Raw genomic sequence first — 4,630 nt, 5'->3', positions numbered from 1 at the left:
GACTTGGCACCGGAGCGTACCGCACCGGCGTCGGACCTGGCCCCCAGAAGGAGCCCGACGGCGGTGACCACCATGGTCTTGCCGGCGCCCGTTTCACCCGTGACCACGCTCAGGCCGGGCCCCAACGGCAAGGTGGCGTCGGTGATGACGCCGAGATCACGGATCCGGAGTTCCTCGATCATGGTTTACATCTCCTTTGTGGGGTCGGCCGCTCTGCCTGTCCGCACGTCCTGGGGCGTCGGCAAAGGGCTGGGCTTGAAGGTCCTGATCACGGGGGTAGGACCGGTGTGGATGTCAGCCGAACGGGGTGCCGGACCCCGCCAGCCGTGGATGGGCAGCTCAAACTTCCGCACGAGCCGGGCGGAGAACGGGGTCTGGTGGGTGCGGGCAAGCCGCACAGGCCGGGTGGACCGGGTTACTTCGATCCGGGCGCCGGGTGGGAGGTCCACGGAACGGCGGCCGTCGCACCAAAGCACGCCCTGGGCATCGGTCCGGGTAAGGATCTCCACGGCCAGCTTGGACCGCGGCGAAACGACAAGGGGCTTGGCGAAGAGGGCATGGGCGCTGATGGGGACGATCACGAGGGCCTCCACCTCCGGCCACACCACAGGCCCGCCGGATGAGAAGGCGTAGGCCGTGGAGCCCGTAGGGGTAGCAAGCACCACTCCATCGCAGCCGAAGGACGTCAGCGGACGTTCATCCACTTCGGTCACCACTTCGATCATGCGTTCCCGGTCCGCCTTTTCGATGGCGGCTTCGTTGAGTGCCCAGGTATGCCAGATCTTTTGGCCCCGGACCCACACCTGGACATCGATGGTCATGCGCTCTTCCACTGTGTATTCGCGGCTGGCGATCCACTCGACTGTCTGGGCAAGATCGGCCCGCTCGCTCTCGGCGAGGAAACCAACGTGCCCGAGGTTGACGCCCAGCAGGGGAACATCGACGTTGCGGACCAGCTCGGCCGCGCGCAGGATGGTGCCGTCGCCTCCGAGAACCATGACGAGTTCGACATCTTCCAACCGGACGTCCTCGTGGAGTATCTCGATCGGCTTGTCCACCACGCCGTAGAACCGTTCGATGTCGTCCAGCTCTGATTTCTGCATCACGGGGATCAGGCCGGAGGAGTGGAGCTGCCCGCAGGCATCCCAGGCCGCGCGAAGGGAGTCCTCGCGCCCGGTGTGGGCAAGGACCAAAACGCGCCTGCTCATGGTGTTCTGCTTTCTAGTGGGTGGTCCAGATTCGTTCCATCAGTGCAGCAACTTCCTCGTCCCGCTCTTCGATCTTAGGCAACTCCGTCTGCATCCTGCGTTTTATCCACAGGAAGTACTCCACATTTCCGTCCTGGCCGGGCAGGGGACTCGGTGCCAGGCCGCAGAGTTCAAGCCCTGCGTCCACGGCCGCCCTGGCGACCTGGGCCACGGCGCGCCGCCGTTCATGATCGGAGGTGACCACGCCGGTGCGGCTCAGCCGTTCCTTGCCGACCTCGAATTGCGGCTTCACCATGAGCACCAGGTCTCCCCCGGGTTCGGTGCATGCAGCGAGCGGATGCAGAACCAGGGTGAGGGAAATGAAGGACAAGTCGGCCACGGTGAGCGCTGCCGGCCCGCCGATCTGCTCGGGCGTCATGTAGCGGACGTTGAGGCCCTCATGGACTGCGACGCGGGGATCGTTCCGCAGGGACGGCACCAACTGGTCATGCCCGACGTCGACCGCCACCACGTGCGCGGCACCTTGCCGCAGCAGCACGTCAGTGAAGCCACCGGTGGAGGCTCCGGCGTCGAGGCACCGCTTCCCTTCCACAACGACGAAAGGGAAGGCCGCCAGCGCCCCGGCCAGTTTGTGTCCGGCGCGGCTGACGTAAACGTCCTCGGCGTGGGCCTGAACATCGATTTCCGTCTCTTCGGAGACCTGTTGCGCTGCCTTGGCGAGAACGCTGCCTCCGGAGCTGACTTTTCCGTCCGCAATGAGTTTCGCGGCGTGGGTCCGCGATCTCGCCAATCCACGGCTGACGAGTTCCTGGTCGAGTCTTGGCATGCTCAGCGTTCTTCGTCGAGGGACGCCAGGAGGGAGTCATGGATCCCCGCGTAGATGCCGCTGTGCTCGGCCACCGGGACAGCGGAGACGACCGCCAGCCGCTCCAAGGTGGAATCCACGGCGCGTCGCCCGTGGACGCCGTGCCGTCTGGCCATGGAGCGTCGTGCGGTTCGGCGCTTTGCGGCTCGAGGCTTTGAAGCTCAGTGCTTTGCGGACCGCCGGCGCCTCCGGTGATCGTTCAACTCGCTCATTGGACCAGTTTAGTTTTCCAGCCATTCGAGCCGCGGCGATGTAGCCTCTGCCGCGTCGGGATTGGCGGCCCACCAGGCTGCGCACGCAGCACGCCAGGCGTCCAGGTCCTTCTCGGAACCGGAGACGGTGATCAGGCCGTCCTGGACTTCGGCGGTTGCCTTTCCGCAGCGGAACGTGCTGTCCTCCTCGACGATCTCGGGGTACGGCTCGTACAGTTCCGTCAGGTCAGCGAGCAAGTAGCCGGGGCGTTCCGAGCTGCGAGCGGCAAGGATGGACTCGGGCGTGTCGACACCGGTGAGGACCGCCGCCGTCGCGAAGCCCGCACGGTTTCCACCAAGGATGTCGGTGTCCAGCCTGTCTCCCACGACGATCGGGCGCTCTGACTTCAGCCTCCGTGCCGCCGAGTGGAAGAGCGGGGCCTCCGGCTTGCCGGCGACCCGCGGCTGTTTGCCCGTGGCGGACGCGACAGCGGCCACGAGGGTGCCGTTTCCGGGAGCGATCCCGCGGGCCTGGGGAATGGACATGTCCGTATTGGTAGCTACCCAGAGCGCGCCTGCGGCAACAACGTAGGACGCCTCGGCCAGGTCCTTCCACGCGATGTCCGGGTTGAAGCCCTGGACCACAGCCACAGGGTTGTCTTTGGCGCTGTGGACAGGTGTGAGGCCCACGAGTTCGATTTCGTGGGCCAGGGCCGGGCTGCCGGTGATCATTACCCGGGAACCCGGAGCCAGGAGTCCAGCCAAAAGGTCGCCTGCGGCCTGCGAAGAACTGACCACCTGGTTGTCCTCAGCAGGCGCGCCCAGTTCACGAAGATGCGCGGCAACCTGCGCGGGGGTACGCGAGGCGTTGTTGGTGACATAGCCCAGGCGCACCCCGACCGACTCGAGCCGCTGCAGGGACTCCACAGCGCCGGGAATCGCGTGCGGACCTGCGTAGACAACTCCGTCCAGGTCGGACAGAACGGCGTCAAAACGCGATACCAGTGAGGCCTCAGTCATTCTTGGTCTCTTCGCCGTCGGAAGCCTCTTCTCCGTCTTCCTCGTTGTCCTCGTCTTCCTCTACGGAATCGCGGTCCGACTCGGCGTCGTCGGACTCGAAGTAGTCAGACTCGACGTCGTCGAGTTCTACGTCGTTCTGTTCCGTGTCGTCCTGTTCGGTGGTTTCGGAGGAGATGGCCGTCTCCGGGATCGCGGGCGCGGCCTCGGACGTGCTCTCTTCGGATCGCCCGGTGTTCTCTTCGATGCTCCGGAAACGGGGCTTGCGAACCTCGTTCTCGTCTTCCTCGCCGAGGTCGATGATGTCCGGATCCTCGAAGTCTCCAACGCCGAGGGCATTTTCGGCGACAACCGCCTGGCGCTGCCACTTGCCGGCTTCTTCCGTGCGACCCACTGCCGTCAGGGCGTCGGCGTAGGCACGGAACAGACGCGGGCTATAGGAGAAGGCGCGGTTGATGTCGAGCTGGATGATCTCCAGCTCAGCGACGGCGGCATCCAACTGGCCAAGATCGCTCCGGGCGCCGGAAGCCACAATGGCTAGCTCAACCTTGCCGGGAGCGTCGAGATCCTGGGCCTCGGGTGAACGGACGACGTCCAGCGCACGGTCCGGGCGCCCCAGACCGCGTTCGCAGTCGGCCATAAGGGGCAAATGGACGTTGGAGCCACTGATCCGGCGGTAGGTGCGGAATTCGCGAAGTGCTTCCCCATAGTGGCCGGCAGCGTAGGCAGTCAGGCCCACAGCCTCGCGGACAGCCGCCAACCTGCCACCACGGCGGCTTGCGGCGAGGGCATGCTGGAAGGACAGCTCAGGGTCGATATCGATGAGGCGGCCCGCCATCACCAGGTGCTTGGCAACCCAATCAGCGTTCATGCCTTCAAGGGTCTTGATCTGGTGCTTGGTGACCCGGTCGAGCTCCTGGCCTGTAACGTCGTCGTCGATCTCCGGGGAACGCTCGCGGTCCGGGCGGTTGGCGCTGCGCAGATCCGCCGCGTTGGGAACCCGGGCGGGACGCTCTTCCCAGGATCCGCCGCCGAAGCTACGTCCCTCGGTACGTGGGCCATCGAACTTGCGGGGACCTCGCTCGGGGCGGTCGCCGAAGCTACGGCGTTCTCCGTCGCCTTCGCGGCGCGGACGGTCACCGAACGGCTTCCGATCACGGTCACCGTCGCGGCTCGGACGATCACCAAACGGCTTCCGATCACGGTCACCGAAACTCGGGCGCGCATCCCCATCACGACGAGGACGGTCACCAAACGGCTTCCGCTCGCGGTCACCAAACGGCTTCCGATCACGCTCACCGAAACTCGGGCGCGCATCCCCATCACGACGAGAACGGTCACCAAAGGGT

The 4,630-nt window shown here is 65.7% G+C and carries 7 protein-coding genes; 1 reads left to right on the top strand and 6 read right to left on the bottom strand.

From position 1 onward, the window contains the following. The 6 genes from AHiyo1_RS23795 to AHiyo1_RS23775 all read right to left on the bottom strand — a co-directional run. Positions 1 to 182 (bottom strand): AAA family ATPase (locus tag AHiyo1_RS23795; protein WP_148667762.1); only part of this gene is annotated, 182 nt, incomplete at its 3' end. 3 nt (positions 183 to 185) lie between these two features. Then, the gene (locus AHiyo1_RS23790; RefSeq protein WP_059390267.1) at positions 186 to 1,208 is read right to left on the bottom strand and encodes an NAD kinase; all 1,023 of its coding nucleotides are present in this window, start codon (positions 1,206 to 1,208) and stop codon (positions 186 to 188) included. 13 nt (positions 1,209 to 1,221) lie between these two features. Next, positions 1,222 to 2,034, bottom strand: coding sequence for a TlyA family RNA methyltransferase (locus tag AHiyo1_RS23785; protein WP_059390266.1), 813 nt, complete (start codon positions 2,032 to 2,034; stop codon positions 1,222 to 1,224). Positions 2,035 to 2,036: 2 nt separating this feature from the next. Then, positions 2,037 to 2,189, bottom strand: a complete 153-nt coding sequence (locus AHiyo1_RS25265) for a hypothetical protein (protein ID WP_172465744.1) — start codon at positions 2,187 to 2,189, stop codon at positions 2,037 to 2,039. Positions 2,190 to 2,294: 105 nt separating this feature from the next. Next, a complete protein-coding gene (locus AHiyo1_RS23780; RefSeq protein WP_059390265.1) occupies positions 2,295 to 3,284 on the bottom strand; it encodes an HAD-IIA family hydrolase in 990 nt (329 codons plus the stop codon). Next, the gene (locus AHiyo1_RS23775; protein ID WP_059390264.1) at positions 3,277 to 4,152 is read right to left on the bottom strand and encodes a hypothetical protein; all 876 of its coding nucleotides are present in this window, start codon (positions 4,150 to 4,152) and stop codon (positions 3,277 to 3,279) included. The genes AHiyo1_RS23780 and AHiyo1_RS23775 overlap by 8 nt, the downstream gene beginning before the upstream one ends. 21 nt (positions 4,153 to 4,173) lie before the next feature. On the opposite strand from AHiyo1_RS23775, the gene AHiyo1_RS23770 reads away from it, so the two are divergent. Further along, the coding region (locus AHiyo1_RS23770) for a hypothetical protein (RefSeq protein ID WP_172465743.1) at positions 4,174 to 4,630 on the top strand (457 nt) is incomplete at its 3' end.

This window comes from Arthrobacter sp. Hiyo1 (genome assembly GCF_001263615.2).
Lineage (GTDB): Bacteria > Actinomycetota > Actinomycetes > Actinomycetales > Micrococcaceae > Arthrobacter.
The sequence above is the reverse complement of the archived record's forward strand: the minus strand, read 5'-3'. Positions and strand labels throughout refer to the sequence as shown.